The following is a 21,514-nucleotide window of genomic DNA, read 5'->3' as shown; positions in this document are numbered from 1 at the left end:
GTCAGGCTTCCGGCGCGGTCCAGACCAGGTTCCACAGGTGGCCGTCGATGTCTTCGAAGCCTTGGTCGTACATGGTGCCGTTGTCTTCGGGCGGATGTGGTGTGCGGCCGCCGGCGGCGACGGCTTTGGCGATCAGGCTGTCCACTTCCTCCCGGCTTTCGCAGCTCAGGCAGATGACCAGTTCATTGGCTTCCTTCGCGTTCGCCAGCGGCTTGTCGATCAGGGATTGGAAGAAGGGTTCGGTCGTCAACATGGCTTGAATCGTGCCGTCGACGATGTTCATGAACGCCGCGTGCTCGCCGCTGAAGCGGGCATCGAAGGTGAAACCCAGCGCGGAAAAGAAGGCTTTGGATTTGGCCAGGTCCTTGACCGGCAGGTTGAGGATGATCTGCTTGTGCATAGCGTTTCCTTGGTTGGCGTGGATGGGATGGTCGGTGCTTCAATCCTACAACGGGCGAGGGCATCCCAAATCGACACGCTTGCGAAAATATTCTCCTCCACACCTGCATTGTTGCAAAGCGGCTTTGCAGCGATAGGGCTTCCTCGCCTTGCATGGGCAACCTAAGATACACTCATCATTACCACCCGCAAAGAGTTCATGATGAGACGCAATCGGTTGCTCCTGATCGTCGTGTTGTGCTGCAGCCTGCCCATGGCCCGGGCCGGCGTGGTTTGTCCGCCGGTCACGCGCGTCGGCCTGAGCGACCTTGGCTTTATGTCATACCGCGAGCAGGGACGCATCGGCGGCATTGCGGTCGACATCGCCTATGAAATGGCGCGCCGTACCGGCTGCAAATTCGAATTCCACTGGTATCCGCGCCAGCGCCTGTTCATCGAGCTGGAGGCCGGCCATATCGACATGACGATGGGCTCGGCCAGCACGCCGGAGCGCGACGCCTACGCCCGCCATCTGCCTTACGCCTACCTGCAGTACGACCTGGTGCTGGCCAGCGCGCCGGAGCGCCGCTACAGCAGTCTGGCCGAATACGTGGAGCACGGCAAAGGACGGCTCAATGTCACGCGCGGCGTCACCTATGGCACGGCGGTGGACGCCCAACTGGCGCGGCTGGCCGCCGCCGGACGATTGGAAGTGGTGAACGATTACGAGACAGTGTTCGGCAAGCTGGAAATGGGCCGCGCCGAAGGCACGCTGGCCTCGGCGCCGATCTACAGCCGCTATCTGAAGCAGGGGAAGTTGAAGAAGCATGCAGTGGTGATTCCGGTGCAGGAATCCGCCCAGCGTTTCACCGGCATCTACCTGTCGAGGAAGACCATGCCGGAAGCGGTACGCCAGCGCTACGCCGACGCCTTGAAGGCGATGGTGACGGAGCAAAGCATCCGCACCATCTACACGCGCTATTTCGACGACAGCATCGTCAAGCGCACCTTCCGACAAGGCCAGGGGCCGTTGCTCACGGCCTTGTCGGCGCCTGATTAAGGTTTCAGCGCACGCGAAGTGCAGGCACGCGCTCCACCAAAGCCGCCAGTTCGGCCTTCTTGCCTTGACGTTTGTAGATTGCCGCCAACTCGCCGGCGCTATCCACCACGTCCGGGTGGCTTATGCCGTAGGCTAGCAGCAGTATTTCGAACGATTCCGCCTGCAGCGGCAGGGCTGCGGTGTCGTTGCCGCGTGCGCGATACAACATGGCCAAATCGCTTTTCACGGCGGCGGTTTCCAGCGGATCGGCTCCGTAACGCGCGTAACCGTCAAGCGCTTGCAGATACAGCGCCTGCGCCTGATCGTAGCGCTGCTGCGCATGCAGGATCTCCGCAACGCGCACACGCATTGCGGCCAGTGCCTTCTCCGAGGATGCCACCTTGATGCGGGCTCGTAGCGCCGCCGCAACCAAGGCAGGACGCGGCGTGGGGCCGGGCGGCTGCGCGTCGCGCGCCGTGGTTGCAACTTGCAACGCCTGCATGTCGGCTTCAAGCGCTTGCGCCAACTGCCGAACTTCCTGTTCGCCCAGTGCCAACGCGCCGGCTGTGTCGCCCTGGTTGTAACGGCGGCGCATCTCATCTTCAAGCTGCTGCTGGGCGCCGGGCGCAAAACGGGTGGCGCCACGCGGATCGACCTTGGCGGAGATTGCCGCCGCGCGCATGAATGCCGCCTCACCTTCGGCATAACGCAGTTGGCCGTAGTACACCGACGCCAGATCGAGCAAGCGCTCAATCAGTGCGGCATGCCCGGCGCCGTAACGCTGCTCGCCGTTGTTGAGGTTCCGCGTCGCCAGTGGCTCGGCCAGTGTGTACTGCGCGTCTTTGTAATACAGGTCTATCATCCTGCGGTACACCGGCGCGGCAATGCTGTCAGCCGGATCGCCATTCCTTTGCCAGTATGCGAGCAGGCGTGGTGCGTTCTGCGTCACCGCAGCGACGTTGCGGCGTGCCACTTCCACTTGCATCAGATCGGATAACACACCGTAGACCAGGGCTTCGTCCGATTCCGGCGCGCGCTCCGCGATGGACAACGTGGTATGCAGCAGCGGCGAGGCCAGCGCACAGTTATTCAGTTTGATCAGCTTGCGTGCGTACGACTGCAGACTGACTGCCAGCTGCACGGTCGCCGGTTGCTCGTTCCAGATGGCGTTGGCCTGTTTGATCATCGCATCACCGCCAGCCGGATCGCGCGAGAAATATTTCGCCTCCGCCAGCACATACATGGCGTTGGCTTCAGCCAGGCTGTCGCCGCGCGCCGCCTGCAGGGCGCGCTCGGCATCCGCCAGGGGAGTGGGCTTGGCGGTGGGGTTGAACGTTGAGCAGTTCAGCGGTGCCGGGTCCATGGCTGCCGCATGGAGCAATGCACTGGTGGCCATCAGAATGGCAGCGGTCAGTATTTTCATCATCGTCATTCCAGCGTCCACACGTATTGAACATAGGAGACCGTCTGGACCGGTGTGCCGTTGATGCTTCCGGGGCGGAATCGGCATGTGCTTAGTCCTTCGCTTGCGGCTTTGTCGAGCAAGGGAAAACCGGTACTGCGCACCACTTCCTGTTTGAGCAGTCGCCCGTTGGGGGCGATGGTAAATCGCAAGGTGACGACGCCGGTTTCCTCATTGCGCAAGGACGCGCGCGGCCATACAAGCTTCGTGCAGCTGTCGAACAGGGGTTCGGCGCGTAGCTGCGGACGGGCGAATTTTGGTAAATAGGGAGCGCTGGTCTGCGCGTGAGCAGCCGGCGCCAGCAGCGATAGCGCTGCCGTGAGGAAGATAGGTTTCATGCGCGCGATGGGATTGGTGGGTGGCTATTTTACCAACCCCACCGCGCTTGCGCTAATTACTTAACGGCCGTTGACGTCCACCGTTTTCGCATCCAGCTTGACCTTGACGCTGGCCGCAGGCTTGGCGCCGGCGGAATCGGCCAGGGTCACCAGGTATTCGCCGGCGGCGATTTTCCAGGTTTTGCTGGCGCTGTCGTACACGCCCAGCAGGCGCGGATCGATCTGCACGGTGGCCTTGCCGCTGGCGCCTGCCTTCAGCTCCAGCTTGTCCCAGCCGCCCAGGCGCTTAGGCGCTTCCCAGCCGCCCGAGATCGGCGACACGTAGACCTGGCCCACCGCCTTGCCATCGCGCTTGCCGGTGTTCTTGATGTTGAAGGTGACTTCAACACCGCTGCCGGCAGGCTTGGCGCTCAGGCCTTCATAGGCGAAGGTGCTGTACGACAGGCCGTAACCGAACGGGAACAGCGGCTTGTGGCCTTTCAGGTCGAACCACTTGTAGCCGACGGCCGCGCCTTCGATGTTGTAGTCGGTGGTGATCTTTTCCAGGATGTTGTCATCCTTGGTCTTGGCATCGCCATCGATCACCGGGCGTGGCAGCTGCGCCACCGAAGCCGGGAAGGTGGCCGGCAGGCGACCCGACGGATTGACTTCGCCGGCCAGCACGCGGGCGATGGCCGTGCCGCCGCTGGTGCCCGGATACCAGGCTTCCAGCACCGCACCGACATTGTTCAGCCACGGCATGACCACCGGGCCGCCGGTCTGCAGCACCACCACGGTTTTCGGATTGGCCTTGGCGACGGCGGCGATCAGCGCATCCTGTTTGCCCGGCAGGTTCAGGTCGTCGGCGTCGAAGCTCTCGGCCAGCCACTGGGTGCCGAAGACGATCACGATGTCGCTGCTGGCGGCCAGCTTGGCTGCTGCTGCGGCGTCCTTGCCGTCGTTGTAGGTCAGCTTGGCCTTGGTCAGCTTGGCCAGTTCGCCCATCGGCGACGAGCGGTGGTAGACGATAGGGCCGGGGAAGTAGGCCGGGCCTTCATTCGGCACCGCCGATCCGCCTTGCGGATACACTTGTGCCGAACCGCCGCCCGACAGCACGCCGACATTCGCGTGGCCGCCGATGATGGCGATGCTGCGCACGCCGGCCGCCAGCGGCAGCAGGCTGTTGTCGTTCTTCAGCAGCACGATGGCTTCTTCGGCGTCGGCCTGGGTGACCTTGCCGTGCGCGGCGAAGTCGATGCCGGCGTCGGCGGAAGCCGGCGTCGCCACCGGATGTTCCACCACGCCGTTGGCGAACATCGAGCGGGTGATGCGCTTGACCATGTCGTCCAGGCGCGCTTCCGGCACGTGGCGGTTGACCACCGCTTCCTTCAGCGGCGCGTTGAAGTAGTCCGACTTATCGAACGGGAAGCCGGACTGCTGGTCCAGGCCGCGCGTCGCGGCTGGAATCGTCGAGTGGGTGCCGCCCCAGTCGGACATCACGTAGCCGGGGAATTTCCAGTCCTTCTTCAGCACTTCGTTCAGCAGGTATTCGTTTTCGCAGGCGTAGTCGCCGTTGATGCGGTTGTAGGCGCACATCACGGAACCAGGCTGGCCGCGCTCCAGCGCGAACTGCAACGCCAGCAGGTCCGACATGCGGCCGGCCTTGTCTTCGATCTTGACGTTGACGTGGTTGCGGTTGGTTTCCTGGTCGTTGAAGGCGTAGTGCTTGAGCGTGGAAACGATATGGTTCGATTGAATGCCGCGTATCTGTTCGCCGACCATGATACCGGCCAGCAGCGGGTCTTCACCGCCGTATTCGAAGTTGCGGCCGTTGCGCGGTTCGCGCATCAGGTTGACGCCGCCGGCCAGCAGCACGTTGAAGCCGGTCGAGCGGGCTTCGCTGCCGATCATGGCGCCGCCGGCGAAGGCCAGCTTCGGATTCCAAGTGGCGGTGGTGGCCAGGCCCGAAGGCAGGGAAGTGCGCTCGTACGGCGTCTTGGAGACGGCCTGCGTGGCCACGCCGACACCGGCGTCCGACTGCCATTGCGACGGCAGGCCGAGGCGCGGAACGCCCGGCACCCAGCCGGCGGAGCCGGGACGGCCTTCCTTCGGCTGCTCAAATTTTTTCGGCGTAAATTCGGTGGAGAAGTAGGCGAACACGGTCTGGATTTTTTCATCCAGCGTCATCGCCTTGACCAGTTGCTCGGCGCGCGCGTCGGGCGACTGCGCGGCGTCGAGCCACGGTTGCTTGGCGTCTGCGGCGTGTACGGCGCCGGTCAACATGAGTGGGTAGGCCAGGGCCAGAGACAACCAGAGACGCTTCTTCATACGATTACGATGTCCTTATAGTTTTAGTTGATGTTTCAGCGCGGGACCAAGACCTCCAGCGCGTACGTGCCGCCTGCAACAATACCGGTGAAAACGTTTTCAGTCAAACACCTACCTTCATGCCAGACTTGTATTTCTGCGACGTCCGCGCGTTGTATAGACACGTTGAACGTCGCATGGCGGAACTGGCGCACCACCTTCATGCCGTCCCAATGCGCCGGCAGTTGCGGCTCGATTACCAGGCCTTCGGCGTTGCCCTTCAGGCCGCACAGGCCTTCGATAAAGCACTGGTAGGCCCACGATACGGTGCCGGTGTTGAACAGCTGGCTGGAGCGGCCGGCCGTACGCGGATACTCGCGCCAGGCGCCGCGATAGTAGTTGGGGATGAACACCGGCAGCTGGCCGCGTTGCAGGTAATCGGCCTCGTTCGGGCCGGGCAGCATCTGGCGCAGCAGCTTGTAGGCGCGGTCGCCTTCGCCGATGCTGTACAGGCTGTAGATGTAGAACACGGCCGCGTGGTTGTAGACCGCGCCGTTTTCCGCCGAACCCGGATGCTTTTGCGTCACGCGGCCGACGTCGTCGCGCATGGCGCTGAACGGCGGCGCGAACATCTGCACGCCGTAGGGAGTGCACAGCTGATCCTCCACCTGCGCCACCATCGAAGCGCGCTGGCCGGCGTTGGCCGCGCCGCCGAGGATGGCCCAGGCTTGCGGGTTGAGCCAGATGCGGCCTTCCTGGTCCTTGCTGGTGCCGAAGACCACGTCGTCGTCGGTGATGCCGCGTGCGAACCAGTCGCCGTCCCACAGGTGTTCGTTGGCGGCACGGTTAACGGCGCGGGCGCCGGCGCGGAAATGCTTGGCGCTTTCGGCCAGCGAGGAGCTGGCGCCGGTGGTTTCGCAGATCTCGGCCCACAGGTTGAGCGCATAGGCGGTGGCCACGGTCAGCCAGCCCGATACGCCGCGCCCTTTGTAGCCGACCATGTTCATCGGATCGCACCAGTCGCCCTGGGCGATGTAGCTCAGCCCGCGCTTGTCGCGCGCCTGCAGCAGCCAGTCCATGGCGCTGCTCACGCGCTCGGAGACGGTGAGGGCGACGCCGCTGTCGGCGCCGATCACGTCTTCATGCAGGATGTCGTAGTCGCCGGTTTCGTCCAGGTAGACTTTCAGCGCCACCGGCAGCCACACGCAGTGGTCGGTGTGCGGCACCTGGTTGATGTATTTGAGTTCCGCGCCTTCGGCCAGCAGGATCCCGTCCGGCATGGCGCCGCTGGCTTCCTGCTGCGACAACGCGTGCAGGAAGGCCTTGCGCATCACACTGGGCTTGATGAAGCTCATGCCCATATTGTCCTGCAGGTAGTTGCGGGTCTGCGGATCGGTGCTGAGGCGATTGACGTCGCCGTGGTAGAACACCTGGCGCGGCAGCCAGTTGTTGACGAAGTTGTCCAGGTCCGCGTCTGGCGTCTCGATGCGCAGGCAACCGTGGCCGCTGGCGATGTAGTCGGCGTATTCCTGCTGCGTGGCGGCGAAGGCTTCCGCGTTCAGGTACTTGGCGCGCACCGCCTTGATCTCGGCGTCGTCGAAGGCGGGACCGAACAGGAAGCGGTAGTCGCGCGCCTCGCCGTCGGCCAGCGACAGGCGGTATTGCAGGGCGGCGGTCGGCGTCTCGTAGCGCGCGTCGCTATTGCCCATTTGTTCGGCGTCGATGGAGGAAGGGCGATGCAAGCCGCCTTCCCCCTCGAACGCGGACTGGCGCACTTCCCAGGCGTCGGGCGTTTGCTCGCACAGGAAGTAGGTCTTGTCCTTGAAGTCCTTCTGCTTGAAGTAGTCGGCCACCTTCTGGTACGGCGTGACGCTGCTGGCCACCACCGCACCCAGGTCCGGACGGTATTCGCCGGACTGGTTCATCCACGACATATAACCGATCGGGAAGTAGGGATAGACGCTCAGCTTGCGCGCACGGCCGGACAGGTTGGTCACGCGCAGCGACCACATTTCCACCACGTCCGCCACCGGCAGCCCCAAGGTCAGCTCGACGCGCACGCCCAGGTGCTCGATGGTCCAGGCCAGATTGCTTTTGCCGACCGAGAAGCTGTAGCTGTCCACCGGCGTGCGCACCGGCTCATACGGCGCGGAGAACAGCTCGCCCGTTTCTTCATCCTTGATGTAGAAGAAGCGGCCCGGATGGTGGGCGTAGTAGTTCTGCTCCGGCTGCATGAAGGTCTTGGCCTCCAGGTTGGGCGCGTGCGCATACTTGGCCGGCTCCGGCTGCATGAACTGCGCGGTGGCGTAGCCGCGGCAGGTGATCTGGATCATCATCTTCTGGTTCCACAGGAAGCCCGCCGCCTGCGGCATGGCCGTGGGGCTGGTCAGTTCGTAGCGGTCGCCATTGTGGGTGGGGCGTAACATAATCAGTCTCTCCGTCAGGATTTGCGCGCTTCGAGATCCGCCTGGATCTGCAGCAGTTTTTGGTTGTCGAGGTTATAGAAGAACATCACCGCCACCGCTAGCAGGGCGAAGGCGGCCGGAATGAAGGACATCAGCCAGACGATGCCGGCCTGCGACACGGCCGTCTGCGCCGCGTTGGCGACGTAGCCGAGCTGCGTAAAGATCGAACCGATCACCGCCACCGCGATGGCAGTGCCCAGCTTTTGCGAGAAGGTGGCGGCGGCGAAGGTCATGGCGGTGGCGCGGCGGCCGGTGCGCCATTCGTTGTAGTCGGCGGTGTCGGCGTACATGGAGAAGGCCAGCGGCGACTTCGGTCCCAGCGCCAGGCCCATGCCGACCTGCAGCGCGAACATCAGCACGATCTGGTCCTTCGGCACGAAGAAGAAGGCCGACGACAGCACGGCGGTGATGGTCATCAGGATCATCATCAGCTTGCGCTTGTCGATGAAGCGCGTCATCAGCGGCGTGAGCGAGGCGCCGGCCGCTGCGGCGAGCATATAGGCCGGCACGAAGCCCGCCATCAGTTCCGGACGGTTCACCACGTATTTGAAGTAGTAGGCGGCGCTGCTGGTGCGCAGGGTGATGGTGATCATGATGATCAGCGCCAGGAAGAACAGCGCCACCCATGGACGATTCTGCGACAGGTCGCGCACGTCCTGCCAGACGTTGGACTTCTGCTCGGCCGGCGGGGCGATGCGTTCCCGCGTGTTGAGGAAGGTGAACACGAACAGCAGCGAGGCGAACCCGCTCCAGGTGAGCATGGTCAGCTGCCAGCCCAATTTGTCGTTGCCGCCGCCCAGCCACTGCACCAGCGCCGGCGTGGCCGCCGTCACCAGCGTGCCGCCGGCGAAGGCGAAGATGAAGCGCAGGCCGTTGACCGTGGAGCGCTCCTGCGGATCGGCCGACAGCACGCCGGACAGTGCGTTGTACGGGATGTTGATGCAGGTGTAGCACACCATCATGGCGAGATAGGTGCCGTAGGCCCAGATCAGCTTGCCGTCGTGCGACAGGTCGGGCGTGGTGTAGGTGAGGAAGGCGGCGCAGGCCAGCGGCACCGGCACCCAGATCAGGTAGGGGCGGAATTTGCCCCAGCGCGTATTGGTGCGGTCGGCGGCCGCGCCGATCATGGGATCGGTGAAGGCGTTGATGATCTTGATCGTGAACATCATCGACGCGGCGGCTGCGGCCGAAATGCCGAAGGTGTCGGTGTAGAAAATCAGCAGGAAGGTGGCGACATTGGTCCAATAAAAATTGAAACCCATGTCCGCCACGCCGTAGCTGATTTTTTCACGCCAAGTCAGTTTTTTGTTCACGATCACTTTCAAACGCATGTAAAAGCAGGCAGCGTATCACTGCCTGAACGGAACTTGCTAGGGTTCCGGGGAGAGCTCGGTTTTGATAGCGGTAACTATCCTTGTTTATTGACGCAGTATCTGCCGCACCAGTTCGGGCGGCGCGGTGGCGATATCCAGCACGATGCCGGCTTCGTCTTCTTCCAGCGGTTCCAGAGTGGCCAGCTGGCTGTCGAGCAGGGCGGGTGGCATGTAGTGATCCTTGCGCGCGGCCATGCGGTCGGCGATCAGCTCGCGCGGGCCGGCCAGGTGGGCGAAGCGCAATTCCGGGTCGGCGCTGCGCAGCAGGTCGCGGTAGCGCCGCTTGAGCGAAGAGCAGGACAGCACCAGGCCCGATTGGCGCAGGCGGGCGTCGCGGATTTCGCGGTGCAGCGCCCACAGCCAGTCGGCACGGTCGGCATCGGTGAGCGGCATGCCGGCCGTCATCTTGGCGACGTTCTCATAGGAGTGGTAAGTGTCGCCCTCCAGGAACGGCACCGCCAGCGCGCTGGCGAGCTGCAAGCCGACCGAACTCTTGCCGCAACCGCTGACGCCCATGACGACCCAGCGCGGGGAATTGATTTTTACACTTTTGAGCATATGAATGATAGCGCTAACAGTTTGAGCGAGTTTAGACGGATTGAAGAATTTGTAAAGAACTATCGATGCTGCGGCGCAGCAGCAAGCGCCGCCAACTCTGCTTATGCGCTTTCGCGCGCCATCAGCGTAAAGCCGAGATCGATCTGCCGGGTGGGCGGATTTTCGCCCTTGATGACGGCGCGCAGCAGGGTGGCCGCTTCGAAACCGATGCGGTAGCGCGGCGTGCCGATGGTGGTCAGCGAAGGATTCATCCACGCCGAGGCCGGCAAATCGTTGAAGCCGCAGATCGCCAGCTGCGAAGGCACGGAAATGCCGCGCCGCTGACACTGATAGATGGCGCCGTGGGCCAAGTCGTCGTTGCAGCAAAAAATGGCTTCGCAATCGGGGGCCTGGGCCAGCATGCGGCCCACCAGCTCGGCGCCCAGCGCGATGGTGGACGGTTCGGCCACCATCACCTCCAGCTTGGCGTCGGCGCGGCCGGCTTCCTGCATGGCCTTGCGGTAGCCTTCGGCGCGGCGCAGGGTACGCTCGTCCAGCTGCGCGCCGATGAAGCCGATGCGCTTGTGGCCCTTGTCGAGCAGGTAGCGCGTCATGGCGTAGCCGGCCTGGAATTGCGAGAAGCCGACGGTCAGTTGTTCCGGATTGGTGGACATGTCCATCATCGACACCACCGGCACGCGCGAGGAGGTGAGGATTTGCTGCACCCGCGGGCTGTGCGTCAGGCCGGACAGCAGCATGCCGTCCGGATTCGACTGCAGGTAGGTGCCGATCAGCTTTTCCTCTTCCTTGTCGGAATAGCGGGTGTTGCCGATCAGGATCTGGTAGTCGTCGGCGTCCAGCGCATCCTGGATGCCGGCCAGCACTTCGGTGAACACGGCGTTCGACAGCGACGGCACCAGCACCGCAATGACTTTCGATTGCGACGAAGCCAGCGCGCGGGCGGCGCGGTTGGGCACATAGCCGAGTTCAGCCACGGCTTTGTCGACGCGGTCGCGCAGGGCCTGGGACACCATGTCCGGCTGGGTAATGGCGCGCGAGGCGGTCATGGTGGCCACGCCCGCCTTCTCCGCCACCATGGCGAGGGTGATACGGCCGCTGGCCCGGCTCTTGCCCGCTAGAGTCTTCGTCATTGCTGCGATCTGAGTGATATTGATAGCGATATCATACGGCAGCCGGGACCAAAGTAAGAGCAGTTATTTGCAATCGGCCAACACTTTTTGCGTATTTTTACGCAAATCTTCGCGTTGTTGGTCGTTCATATAGCCGCGTTCGCCGTTCTTATCGTAGGTGCTGAGGCGCAAGCCCTGGTCCAGGGCCTGCTGGTTCTGGCGCGCGGCGTTGCAATTGGCGGCTTCGTCGGCCTTGCGCTGGGCGTTGGCGGCGGATTGCTTTTCAGCTTCGGCGGCTTCGCTTTTGCGTTTGTTGAAATCGGCGTTGCGTTCGGCCACTGTTGGGGCTGGCTTTGCGGCGGCATGCGTGTCTGCGCCAGCTTCAGGCTCGGCAGGGGCGTTGGGATTGAACAGCGGCTTGCCGGGCGCCTTGAGTATGCGCTTTGCCGGTATATTGGCCGGGGGCGGGCGGTCGGAGAACTGCTTGACGCCTTTGTCGTCGATCCACATGTACTGCGCTAGTGCCAGTGGAGACAGGGTCAGCAGCATCACTGCCAACAACGTGTTGCGATGGTTCATAAAAGCGCTCCAGTTAAGCATACAGCGATTTCGCCATGATTCATGGCAACTGTCAACCGGAGCGCAGGTGGTTCTTTACGACAAATTACGACTGTTTTTTGCGACGAGCAACGAAGCCCAGCAGGCCCAGGCCGCCCAGCAGCATGCCGTAGGTTGCTGGTTCTGGTACTGCGGTAACGGTGATGGCGCCGCCGTATTGCGCGAACGGCGAGCTGGCTTGCGTACCGTTCAGCATCAGGGTGAATGGCGACTGGCCCGAAATAATCACGCCGCCGGCGGTGAAGGAGCCGATAGGCAGATTGATTTCGACCGAGGTGCCCAGATTGTTGTTCAGCGTTACGCTGTCGATATCCAGGAAGTTGGCCTGGTACGATACGGTAACGTTGTAGGTGCCGGATGCCAGGCCGTCGAAAGTGATGGTGTCGGAGCCGCCGGACAGCAGGGTACCCATACCTTGGAAGGTGGTGGTGCCCAGACCAATGGTTTTGACCTGATCATCGGCCGAAGCGGTGAATGCGGCGCCAGCCAGCAGTACAGCAGCAAGTAATTTCATTTTCATCGTAGAACCCCTAAAAACATAAGTTATTGGTAACCAGCGACGAAGCCGCCAGAGTTTTTTTGTCGCAGTGCAGCGACGTATGTAAACATAACGATTTTCTTAGATTGGTGTTAAAACAACACCAATTCCGCGCAGCAAAATTTAACAATTGTTTTTGGGTATGTCACTTGCCGTTGACAAGGCAGAGGCGAGCGGCTGGGCGTTGCCGAAGAAGTTCCAGACAGAATCGCGCGTATTCTGTATAATCTGCTTTTGCGCCTATAGGAAATGCTATGCGTCTACTTCAAAAAGCACTCACATTCGATGACGTGCTGCTCGTCCCAGCCTACTCCAACGTTCTGCCCGCGGATACGTCCCTCAAAACCCGTTTGACCCGCAACATTACGTTGAATATCCCACTGCTGTCGGCAGCGATGGATACGGTCACCGAGGCGCGCCTGGCGATTGCCATGGCTCAAGAGGGTGGTATCGGTATCATCCACAAGAACCTGAATCCTAAAGACCAGGCGCGTGAAGTAGCGCGTGTCAAGCGTTTCGAAGCCGGCGTGCTGCGTGATCCGATCACGATTCCGCCGACCATGAAGATCCGCGACGTCATCAAGCTGACCGAACAATATGGCATTTCCGGCTTCCCGGTCGTGGAAGGCAAGGAAGTGGTCGGCATCATCACCAACCGCGACCTGCGTTTCGAGCAGGAACTGGACGCCGAAGTGCGCGCCAAGATGACCCCGCGCGAAAAGCTGGTGTACGTCAAGGAAGGCGCCGATACCACCGAAGCCAAGCGCCTGATGAACAAGCACCGCCTGGAGCGCGTGCTGGTGGTCGACGACGCGTTTGAACTGCGCGGCCTGATCACCGTCAAAGACATCCAGAAATCGCACGAGCACCCGCTGGCGTCGAAAGACTCGCAGGGCAAGCTGCTGGTCGGCGCCGCTGTCGGCGTGGGTGCCAAAGATGAAGAGCGTATCGACCTGCTGGTCGCCGCCGGCGTGGACGTGCTGGTGGTCGACACCGCCCACGGCCACTCGCAAGGCATCCTGGACCGCGTGAAGTGGATCAAGACCAAGTACCCGCAAGTGGACGTCATCGGCGGCAACATCGCCACCGCCGCCGCCGCCAAGGCGCTGGTGGAGTACGGCGCGGACGCGGTCAAGGTCGGCATCGGTCCAGGCTCGATCTGCACCACCCGTATCGTCGCCGGCGTCGGCGTGCCGCAAATCACCGCCATCTCCAACGTGGCTGAAGCACTGGAAGGCACGGGCGTGCCATGTATCGCCGACGGCGGCATCCGCTTCTCGGGCGACATCTCGAAAGCGCTGGCAGCCGGCGCCTCGACCGTGATGATGGGTTCCATGTTCGCCGGCACCGAAGAAGCGCCGGGCGAAGTGATCCTGTACCAGGGCCGCTCGTACAAATCGTATCGCGGCATGGGCTCGCTGGGCGCCATGTCTGACGGTTCGGCCGACCGCTACTTCCAGGACGCCACCATGAAGGCCGACAAGTTCGTGCCCGAAGGTATTGAAGGCCGCGTGGCCTACAAGGGCTCCGTGCTGGCGATCATCTTCCAGCTGGTGGGCGGCGTGCGCCAATCGATGGGTTACTGCGGCTGCGCCACCATCGAAGAACTGCGCAACAAAGCGGAGTTCGTCGAGATCACCTCGGCCGGCATGCGCGAATCGCACGTCCACGACGTACAAATCACCAAGGAAGCGCCGAACTACCGTTCCGGCGACTAAGACGTCCTTGCAACGCCGGCTGAGTCAGCCGGCGTTTTTCTATTCTCTCCTCTTCAGTACAAGTCCATGCACTCTAAAATTCTGATTCTCGATTTCGGCTCCCAAGTGACCCAGCTGATCGCCCGCCGCGTGCGCGATTCCGGCGTGTTCTCGGAAGTGTTCCCGTACGACGTAAGCGACGAGTTCGTGCGCAACTACGGCGCCGCCGGCGTGATCCTGTCGGGCAGCCACAGCTCGACGCTGGAAGGCGACGCGCCGCGCGCGCCGGACGCCGTGTTCGAACTGGGCGTGCCGGTACTGGGCATCTGCTACGGCATGCAAACCATGGCGGCCCAGCTGGGCGGCAAGGTCGAGAACGGCAAAGTGCGTGAGTTCGGTTACGCCGAAGTGCGCGCGCGCAACCACACCAAGCTGTTGAACGGCATCGTCGACTTCGTCACCGACGAAGGCCACGGCATGCAAAAGGTCTGGATGAGCCACGGCGACAAGGTGCTGGACATGCCGCCGGGCTTCGTGCTGATGGGCGACACGCCGTCGTGCCCGATCGCCGCCATGGCCAACGAAGAGAAGAGCTTCTACGGCGTGCAATGGCACCCGGAAGTCACGCACACGGTGCAGGGCAAGGTCATGCTGAGCCGCTTCGTGCACGAAATCTGCGGCTGCAAGTCAGACTGGAACATGCCCGACTACATCACGGAAGCGGTCGAGAAAATCCGCGCGCAAGTGGGCACCGATGAAGTGATCCTGGGCCTGTCCGGCGGCGTCGATTCGTCGGTGGCCGCCGCGCTGATCCACCGCGCCATCGGCGACCAGCTGACCTGCGTGTTCGTCGACCACGGCCTGCTGCGCCTGAACGAAGGCAAGATGGTCATGGACATGTTCGCCAACAACCTGGGCGTGAAAGTCATCCGCGTCGATGCGGAAGACCAGTTCATGGGCCACTTGGCCGGCGTCAGCGATCCAGAGCAGAAGCGCAAGATCATCGGCCGCGAATTCGTCGAAGTGTTCGACAAGGAATCGGGCAAGCTGGTCAACGCCAAGTGGCTGGCGCAGGGCACCATCTACCCGGACGTGATCGAATCGGCCGGCAAGGGCAAGAAAGGCCAGACCATCAAGTCGCACCACAACGTGGGCGGCCTGCCGGAACACATGAAGCTGTCGCTGCTGGAACCGCTGCGCGAACTGTTCAAGGACGAAGTGCGCAAGCTGGGCGTGGCGCTGGGCCTGCCGCATGAGATGGTCTACCGTCACCCGTTCCCAGGCCCGGGCCTGGGCGTGCGGATTCTGGGCGAAGTGAAAAAGGACTACGCCGACCTGCTGCGCCAGGCCGACGCCATCTTCATCGAAGAACTGCGCAACACGCCATACGAGGCGACCATCGTGCCGGGCTTCGATCAGGACGCCGAGCCGAAGAACTGGTACGAAGCGACCTCGCAAGCGTTCGCCGTGTTCCTGCCGGTGAAATCGGTGGGCGTGATGGGCGATGGCCGCACCTACGAATACGTGGTGGCCTTGCGCGCGGTGCAAACTCAGGACTTCATGACCGCGCACTGGGCCCACCTGCCGCACGCGTTGCTGGGCAAGGTCAGCAATCGCATCATTAATGAAGTCCGTGGTATCAACCGCGTCGTTTACGATATTTCCGGTAAGCCACCAGCGACCATCGAATGGGAATGATTCCGTAGTCGGCACCGGCTGGCGCTGCCTGACGAATGGATGAGATGAAGCCCCTGAATTTTCAGGGGCTTTTTCTTTTTGGTGGCGCAAATTTTGGCAAACCCATGCAATGCCAAGCGAGCCGATTTGATGGTGATTAAGATGGCACGGCAATTCCCAAGTGATGATACGAGGCTGGCTCGACAAATTCAAGATGGCTGAAACAACGCGCGCGATGCGAAGCCAAACCTATGAACACGATTTGAAAAGGCCGTTTGGTGCGTTGCTGCTCTCAGAAATTTCGGAGCACCTTCTGAAGACCTAGTGCGACAGTATTGTCAACAGGCGCGCGCCGGCCGTGGAGTGCATGCACGAGAGCAGGTTGGCTTGCCGGCTGAGAATAGCGGCTCGGCGAGGAGGACGCCGTGGATTATCTGACGATAAACAATATTCCGTATAACGTAATATTACGAATTCGTGATAGTGCGGAATGCCGGCGCCGAGATGGCGATTGCTGGCTGAATAAAATCATCAACTAGTGAGTAGAATTTGCGACAACACTTTCATTGCACCTTGCAAGTGAACATTCAGTGTACTGTGATTTGCTGGATACGTTTGTAAAAGGCACATTTTTGAGATCAGCGCATTGATTTTCATCAAATTCAATGAGGCAAAATGTATTTGTCTAGTATGCAAGTAACCGCTAATATTTCTTTCCTATAGCAGGGAGGAGACATGTGGTTCGAGATCTATAAAGACACTTGCCCTATTACCAAAGAGCCGTGGCGTTGGAGACTTCGAAGGGGCAAAGATCAAGTGATCGCTCTTTCAAGCGATGGCCATCCAGACGAAGATGCTTGCTACCACGCGATCGTTGGATTGTCGATCTCGCCGAAAACCCCGATAAGATTGCGGTGCTCGAAAAGTCCAGACGGTTTCGTCGATTTTCTACACAAGTGTAGATAGTTGGATTGGTTGGAATGTACCTGCCCAGCGCTGGCCCGCCAAATTCAACGGCAATGCTAAGCACATGAAATTGTCGCTGGGGAGTTTTTGCAGAAATTGGCCGACTGCGATTCTGCAGAGATTTTCAAGCTCGTGCTCGTCAAGCCTGCCAACTGAGCTTTGATCGACCGCGTATGCGACTTTTCGATTTGCGCTGACCGCATCGAGTACTTCGGCGATCACTACTTGGTGCGCGTTACTCTTGGTCGCGCCTGGCTGAAACCCCGCAAAGTACAGCGTCGAAGAGCGACGGCTGTCCCCGATGAACAAAAAGCCAAATTTCACTACCTCTGATTTTTGTAGTTGCATGGCTGCCTCCTATTTCAATTTCTATTTCCGATGCTAAATCTTTTTTATGCGCTAAGAAATGAGAGGCAGCACTAAAATGGGCCGGGTTTGATCTGGATCAAACTTCTTGGTAAAAAACATTACTAAGAAATTGGAAGTTATAGCCTTGTCGCAACAGAATTTCTCCAGGGTTAGTCTGGATTAGCTACGTCTACACGGTCCACTAGAGATGCGATGCATAAGATCGTTGTGCAGCATCATGCCTGTAATCCGCGCATATTCGGCTCTGTACGTCATGGTCGTGATAAGGAAGACAGAGATCCGGACTTGCTCATCGATCCCACCTCGATGACCACGCATCTGCTGCAAGCGATCAAGAGCGGCAAGCCGCCTGCGACCATTGAGTAGCAATAATTCCGTAGCAGCCGGTTGGCGCTACCTGGCAAATGGATGAGATGAAGCCCTTGATTTTCAGGGGCTTTTTCTTTTTGATCGCGCGAATTTTGGCAAGCCCATGCAATGCAAACGAGCCGATTCGGAGTGATGGATTTTTCTGCTGAATGTATAGGCGAAACTTGCGTCTTCCTGCTCCGCTGTCCACCGGTCCCATACAATCGAAAACGGTGCGCCGGGCGCCGCTTTACCAGGAGCATGTGTGGAACTGAAACTCTATAAATCGTTGTGGGAATGGGATGGGGCGTGGCAAGGCCGCCTCGAGGCAATCAGCGCTGCGGGCTACCACGGCGTCGAATATACGCCGCCACGTCTGGGTAGTGTCGATGGGCGCTTCCGCACCGCGCTCGATGCCTTGGGGCTGGAGTATGTCGCGCAAGTGGTGACGACCGGGCCGGACCATATTGCGTCATTTCGCGAGCAAGTGTTGCGCGCAGTGGAGTTGGGGCCTGTGCTGATTAATTCCCATAGCGGGCTGGACCGGATGAGCACGGACGAGCAATGCCGATTTTTCGACGCCGCGCTGACAGTCGAGCAAGAGATTGGACTGGAGATCGCCCACGAAACGCATCGTGGCAGGATATGTTTCACGCCGTGGCAGACCGCCGCCATGCTGCACCGCTTTCCCGGCTTGAAACTGGGCGCCGACCTGAGTCACTGGACCGTCGCTTGCGAGCGCATGCTTGACTGCGATGAGCCCGACGTCGCGCTGGCCCTCGGTCGGGCCATCCATATCCACGGCCGCGTTGGCTATACCGAGGGGCCGCAAGTGCCCGATCCTAGGGCGCCGGAGTATGCCGACCACGTCGAGAATTTCCTGCAGCTGTGGCTGGCGATTGCGCGCCATCTGGCCCAGGCCGGCCGTCGCCACATGACGTTCACGCCGGAATTCGGCCCGCCACCGTATTTGCAATGTGCGCCTTATTCGCAAGCGCCTGCGGCCGACCTGTGGGACGTGAATTTGTGGATGGCGCAAACCTTTCAGGCGCGCTTCAAGGACGCGGCGCTGGATGCTGTCCAGCCGTGATGAGTTCTCCCAGCCGCCTGCTGAACACCGAATTCCTTGCCGGGCCGCTGGCCGTCCGGCTTGACCGGCAGCGATTGGTCGAGCCGTTTCCGTTGCACTGGCATGAATTCTATGAATGGACCATCGTGCTCGACGGCCTGGGATGGCACAAGGTCAATGGCGAATCCCACAGCCTGGCGCCGGGCGACACGTTTCTGATGACACCTGCGGATTTTCACGCGATCGGGCCGGCGGCGGGAAGTCAACTGGCGCTGGCCAATCTGATTTTCGGCCGCTCGGTGCTGGGGGACGCGCTCGGGCATTTGCTATTTGACGGTGCCTACGCGCGCCAGATTCGCTGCGTGTCCGACGGCTTGGCCGCCTTACACGCCTGCCTGGCGCGCATAGAGCGCGAACGGGCGCAGCGGCTGGCCGGTTGCGAGCTGGTGGTGCAGGGCGCGGTGACGGAGTTGCTGATTGTGTGGCACCGACTGCGACCTCGCGCTGCCGGCGGCGGCGGTCGCGCCGATCCGTTCGGGGTACCGGCGGGTGTACGCAAATCGCTGATGTATATTCAGCACCATTTTCGCCAGCCGATCACGCTGGAGGATGCCGCCGATCAGGCCCATCTTTCTACGAACTATTTTAGCGAACTGTTCCACAAAAGCGTGGGTTGCACGTTTCAGCAATATCTGCAGCGCCTGCGCCTGGAATTTGCGCATGCGCTGCTGCATTCCTCCGAGTTGCCCGTAACCGAGATCGCCTATTCCGCCGGCTTTAATACGTTGACGCACTTTTCACGGGTGTTTCGTCAGGCTTATGGGCAGGCGCCCAGTGGCGTCAGCCGCCGCCGCTCCAGCACGATGGGAAGTTGATCACATCCCTTTTTTCATGGGCTGGGTGAGACGTTGGCGTAGCGGTTTCCGGCCAGATCCTGGCCACGCGCCAGCCAGATCTTGAATGGCGCACCGGTGTGATCGGTGTCCTTGACCACCTTGATGTTGGTGGAAAAATAGCGCATCGTGTAGCCGCAGCGCCGCAAGGGGCTGGTGTTGGCGGCCGCGCCGTGGATGATGCGCGAGTCATGCAGCGAGCATTGACCGGGCTCCAGCTCAAAGTAGACGGCGCTGCGCTCGTCCACGCCTTTCACCTGGGTGTCGAAAGTGTTGATGGCGCCGTCGACGCGCTCGTATTCCGAGAAGCCGTTGCGGTGTGTGCCAGGAATGACCCGCATGCAGCCGTTTTCCCGCGTGCTGCGGTCGATCGCCAACCAGACGGTGATGATTTGGTCAAAGCCGTCGACCCGGCTATTCCAGTAGGAGCTGTCCTCGTGCCAGGGCGTCGCCCGTCCGACCAGGGGATCCTTGCAAATGAAGTGGCTCGACCACAGCGCGATATTGGGTCCGATGACCGGCTCGATCAGGTCCAGCACCTCGTCGGACAAGAGAAAATCGAACAGGCGCGGATCGCGAAAATGCGGCGTATCGAGTTCGTCCGACAGGCGCGTGCCCTTGTCCGCCAGGTGCTCCTCGAAGATTGCGGTAAGCAGCGCTTGTTTTTCGGGGCTGAACAGCGGCTTGCGATGTAAATGATAGCCGTGCTCGCGGTAGGTTTCGACATCGGCGGGTAACAGCAGTGACATGGAGGACTCCCTTGCGTGAATAATGTCGCCATCGTAGGCGGATTCAGGCGCGCGGGCTGATGCCAATTTACGGAGAAGTTTGCATATCTTCGGAATGGGGGCGGCGGCGTTCCAGGCCTGTACCGGCTGGCTGAATGCATAGACTTTTCGGGCATTCGGACGGCTCCGGTGGTGTAGTCGGCAAGCCATGTGCGAGACTCGACGCCTCCAATCACGAAAGCAATCATGGATGAGAAACGCATTTCCGGGACACCGATGCTGTGGGTTCCCTCGGCCTATTTTTCAATGGGCCTGTCCTACGCGGTACTGAACATTGCCATGGCCGTCATGTTTAAGAACCTGGGCATGGAAAACGGCAAAGCGGCCGAATACGCCAGCTACTTCATACTCGCTTATACGGTCAAACCCTTGTTTTCGCCACTGGTGGAAATGTACCGCACCAAGAAATTCTTCGTGCTGATGGCTCAAGTGCTGATCGGCTTGACCTTCCTGGCGGTGGCCAGCTTGCTGCCGCTGCCGGGATACATGGGCGTCATCATGGCGCTGTTGTGGATGACTTCCTTCCTTGGCGCCACCCAGGACATCGCCACCGACGGGGTGTACATTTCCGCCTTATCCGGCAGGGCGCAGTCGCTGTTCTGCGGCGTTCAAAGCCTGAGCTGGAATCTGGCGCCGATCCTCGTCACCGGCGGTCTGGTCTACCTGTCCGGCTTCCTCCATTCCCATGTGTTCGGACACGACCCGGCCGTCGCCGGCCCGGCTTGGGGCGACGCGTGGCAGGTGATCCTGTATATCATTGCCGGCGTGGCGCTGCTGCTGCCCGGCTGGCATCGGTTGGTGATGCCAGCCGGGGCGCGCGCCGCCAACGCGCCTGCGGGCTTGGCCGACGCCGCGCACATCATGAAAGATTCCTTCGTCACGCTGTTCCAGAAGCGCGATATCGGACGCATGATCGCCTTGGCGCTGCTGTTTCCGGTCAGTGTGGGCTTGCTTGAGAAGATAGGTCCGTTTTTCATGGTCGATCCCGTGGCACGCGGCGGCCTGGGCCTGACCAATGAAGCCCTAGGTTTGATCTATGGGACCTTCGGCCTCGGCGCCGTCCTGGTCGGCGCCTTGCTGGGCGGGCTATTTGCCGCGCGCCGTGGCCTCCAGTCTGGCCTGATGACCATGGCCTGCGCTGTCAATATACCGAATGTGACTTTCCTGCTGATGGCATGGTTCCAACCCGGCGACCAGTGGTGGGTGATTGCCGGCGTCGTCGTCGAGAAGTTCTTCTACGGGTTCGGTCACGTCGCGCTGACGATCTACCTGATGCAGCAACTGGCTCCAGGCAAGTACTCGACCACCCATTACGCGTTCGGAACGGGTTTGAAGGGCTTGTGCATGCTGCTTACCGGTATCGCCAGCGGCCATTTGCAGGAGATGATGGGCTATGTGAACTACTTCATTTTCGTCATGGCCGCCACCATTCCTTCCTTCATCGTGGCGTGGCTGGCGCCGTTTCACAATTCCGACGCGCATGCAAGGCAGTCCAGTGCGGTGAAGCAGGAAGCCTTGGCGTAGGCCTTTCGCTGATTCACGC

The 21,514-nt window shown here is 61.0% G+C and carries 19 protein-coding genes; 7 read left to right on the top strand and 12 right to left on the bottom strand.

Features of this window, described 5'->3' with window-relative positions; translation table 11 throughout:
• Position 1 precedes the first annotated feature (1 nt).
• On the bottom strand, positions 2-400 hold the full coding sequence (locus ACXZ1M_RS00205) for a VOC family protein (RefSeq protein WP_459051240.1): 399 nt from the start codon (positions 398-400) through the stop codon (positions 2-4).
• Between the two features lie 198 nt (positions 401-598).
• Here ACXZ1M_RS00205 and ACXZ1M_RS00200 point away from each other — a divergent pair, with 198 nt between their 5' ends.
• A complete protein-coding gene (locus ACXZ1M_RS00200; protein WP_459051239.1) occupies positions 599-1,438 on the top strand; it encodes a substrate-binding periplasmic protein in 840 nt (279 codons plus the stop codon).
• 4 nt (positions 1,439-1,442) lie between these two features.
• On the opposite strand, the gene ACXZ1M_RS00195 is transcribed toward ACXZ1M_RS00200, so the two are convergent.
• The 9 genes from ACXZ1M_RS00195 to ACXZ1M_RS00155 form a co-directional block, all read right to left on the bottom strand.
• On the bottom strand, positions 1,443-2,843 hold the full coding sequence (locus ACXZ1M_RS00195) for a tetratricopeptide repeat protein (RefSeq protein ID WP_459051238.1): 1,401 nt from the start codon (positions 2,841-2,843) through the stop codon (positions 1,443-1,445).
• 2 nt (positions 2,844-2,845) lie between these two features.
• Positions 2,846-3,217, bottom strand: a complete 372-nt coding sequence (locus ACXZ1M_RS00190; protein WP_459051237.1) for an energy transducer TonB — start codon at positions 3,215-3,217, stop codon at positions 2,846-2,848.
• Positions 3,218-3,277: 60 nt separating this feature from the next.
• Positions 3,278-5,524, bottom strand: coding sequence for a beta-glucosidase family protein (locus tag ACXZ1M_RS00185; protein WP_459051236.1), 2,247 nt, complete (start codon positions 5,522-5,524; stop codon positions 3,278-3,280).
• A gap of 35 nt (positions 5,525-5,559) precedes the next feature.
• On the bottom strand, positions 5,560-7,929 hold the full coding sequence (locus ACXZ1M_RS00180; protein ID WP_459051235.1) for a GH36-type glycosyl hydrolase domain-containing protein: 2,370 nt from the start codon (positions 7,927-7,929) through the stop codon (positions 5,560-5,562).
• A 14-nt stretch (positions 7,930-7,943) separates the two neighbouring features.
• Entirely contained in the window at positions 7,944-9,281 is a 1,338-nt protein-coding gene (locus tag ACXZ1M_RS00175) for an MFS transporter (protein WP_459051234.1), read from the bottom strand.
• A 105-nt stretch (positions 9,282-9,386) separates the two neighbouring features.
• A complete protein-coding gene (locus ACXZ1M_RS00170; RefSeq protein ID WP_459051233.1) occupies positions 9,387-9,899 on the bottom strand; it encodes a gluconokinase in 513 nt (170 codons plus the stop codon).
• A 101-nt stretch (positions 9,900-10,000) separates the two neighbouring features.
• Positions 10,001-11,029 carry an HTH-type transcriptional regulator GntR gene (gene gntR, locus ACXZ1M_RS00165; RefSeq protein ID WP_459051232.1) on the bottom strand — a complete coding sequence of 343 codons (1,029 nt, stop codon included), beginning with the start codon at positions 11,027-11,029 and terminating at the stop codon, positions 10,001-10,003.
• A gap of 63 nt (positions 11,030-11,092) precedes the next feature.
• Complete coding sequence (locus tag ACXZ1M_RS00160; RefSeq protein ID WP_459051231.1) at positions 11,093-11,587, bottom strand: DUF4124 domain-containing protein; 495 nt, start codon at positions 11,585-11,587, stop codon at positions 11,093-11,095.
• An 85-nt stretch (positions 11,588-11,672) separates the two neighbouring features.
• Positions 11,673-12,146, bottom strand: a complete 474-nt coding sequence (locus ACXZ1M_RS00155) for an FxDxF family PEP-CTERM protein (protein ID WP_459051230.1) — start codon at positions 12,144-12,146, stop codon at positions 11,673-11,675.
• Positions 12,147-12,418: 272 nt separating this feature from the next.
• Between ACXZ1M_RS00155 and guaB the strand changes: the two genes are divergently transcribed.
• Together guaB and guaA are read left to right on the top strand one after the other, a co-directional pair.
• Complete coding sequence (guaB, locus tag ACXZ1M_RS00150; protein WP_373987335.1) at positions 12,419-13,882, top strand: IMP dehydrogenase; 1,464 nt, start codon at positions 12,419-12,421, stop codon at positions 13,880-13,882.
• A 66-nt stretch (positions 13,883-13,948) separates the two neighbouring features.
• Positions 13,949-15,559, top strand: a complete 1,611-nt coding sequence (gene guaA / locus ACXZ1M_RS00145; protein ID WP_459051229.1) for a glutamine-hydrolyzing GMP synthase — start codon at positions 13,949-13,951, stop codon at positions 15,557-15,559.
• A 927-nt stretch (positions 15,560-16,486) separates the two neighbouring features.
• Here guaA and ACXZ1M_RS00140 read toward each other — a convergent pair.
• A complete protein-coding gene (locus tag ACXZ1M_RS00140; protein WP_459051228.1) occupies positions 16,487-16,852 on the bottom strand; it encodes a hypothetical protein in 366 nt (121 codons plus the stop codon).
• A 213-nt stretch (positions 16,853-17,065) separates the two neighbouring features.
• On the opposite strand from ACXZ1M_RS00140, the gene ACXZ1M_RS00135 reads away from it, so the two are divergent.
• From ACXZ1M_RS00135 to ACXZ1M_RS00125, 3 genes are all read left to right on the top strand, one after another.
• Positions 17,066-17,239, top strand: coding sequence for a hypothetical protein (locus ACXZ1M_RS00135; RefSeq protein WP_459051227.1), 174 nt, complete (start codon positions 17,066-17,068; stop codon positions 17,237-17,239).
• A 247-nt stretch (positions 17,240-17,486) separates the two neighbouring features.
• The gene (locus ACXZ1M_RS00130; RefSeq protein ID WP_459051226.1) at positions 17,487-18,311 is read left to right on the top strand and encodes a sugar phosphate isomerase/epimerase family protein; all 825 of its coding nucleotides are present in this window, start codon (positions 17,487-17,489) and stop codon (positions 18,309-18,311) included.
• Positions 18,311-19,165 (top strand): AraC family transcriptional regulator, encoded by an 855-nt coding sequence (locus ACXZ1M_RS00125; protein WP_459051225.1) that lies wholly within the window; start codon positions 18,311-18,313, stop codon positions 19,163-19,165. The genes ACXZ1M_RS00130 and ACXZ1M_RS00125 overlap by 1 nt, the downstream gene beginning before the upstream one ends.
• A gap of 14 nt (positions 19,166-19,179) precedes the next feature.
• Here the strand turns inward: ACXZ1M_RS00125 and ACXZ1M_RS00120 are convergent, their stop codons facing one another.
• Positions 19,180-19,932, bottom strand: a complete 753-nt coding sequence (locus tag ACXZ1M_RS00120) for a phytanoyl-CoA dioxygenase family protein (protein WP_459051224.1) — start codon at positions 19,930-19,932, stop codon at positions 19,180-19,182.
• Positions 19,933-20,157: 225 nt separating this feature from the next.
• Here ACXZ1M_RS00120 and ACXZ1M_RS00115 point away from each other — a divergent pair, with 225 nt between their 5' ends.
• Positions 20,158-21,495 (top strand): MFS transporter, encoded by a 1,338-nt coding sequence (locus tag ACXZ1M_RS00115; RefSeq protein WP_459051223.1) that lies wholly within the window; start codon positions 20,158-20,160, stop codon positions 21,493-21,495.
• The last annotated feature ends 19 nt before the right edge of the window (positions 21,496-21,514 follow it).

It is taken from the genome of Duganella paludis (genome assembly GCF_054461335.1).
This window is presented reverse-complemented; position numbering and strand designations above follow the sequence as displayed.